This window comes from Psychrobacter sp. FME5 (assembly GCF_014861375.1).
Classification (GTDB): Bacteria; Pseudomonadota; Gammaproteobacteria; order Pseudomonadales; family Moraxellaceae; genus Psychrobacter.
Map to the genome: position 1 here is coordinate 1 of NZ_RRYX01000263.1, position 602 is coordinate 602.

The window sequence follows — 602 nt, forward strand, 5'->3', positions numbered from 1 at the left end:
ACCCTTGCAAAAATAATTACTGGCATCTTTATACCTACGACAGGCGCTGTAAAAGTAGACAAACGAACGATTGATTCGGATAACAATACCAATTATCGGCAGCTGTTTTCTGCCATTTTTAGCGATCAACATCTTTTTAAACAACTGATTGGCAGTCAAGACAATGACCCTGATATGTCCTTAGTAACTGAGTGGCTACATAAATTAAATTTGCAAGATAAAGTGACGGTAACTGACCATCGATTGTCTACCGACAAGCTGTCACAAGGACAACGCAAACGCTTGGCCATGCTGCTCGCTGTCACCGAACAAAAGGACTTTCTGCTGCTCGATGAATGGGCTGCTGACCAAGACCCTGCTTTTCGCCGAGTATTTTATCAAACGCTGATTCCTGAATTAAGAGCCATGGGGAAAACGCTGTTTATTATCAGTCATGACGACGGTTATTTTGAGCATGCCGACCGCTTGTTGATGATGAAAGAAGGAAAGCTGACAGAGTTAAATGCAGAAGAACGCCAACGCGCCAGTGCGGACGCCATTGCTATGTTAGAGTAATTGCTCAGCTAGAATAATTGCTAATAAGTCGTACTATTAAAATGTTT

At 42.4% G+C, this 602-nt stretch carries 1 protein-coding gene; it reads left to right on the top strand.

The window, feature by feature from the left end:
• The coding region (locus tag EI161_RS14615) for an ATP-binding cassette domain-containing protein (RefSeq protein ID WP_192530015.1) at positions 1-555 on the top strand (555 nt) is incomplete at its 5' end.
• Between the last annotated feature and the right edge of the window lie 47 nt (positions 556-602).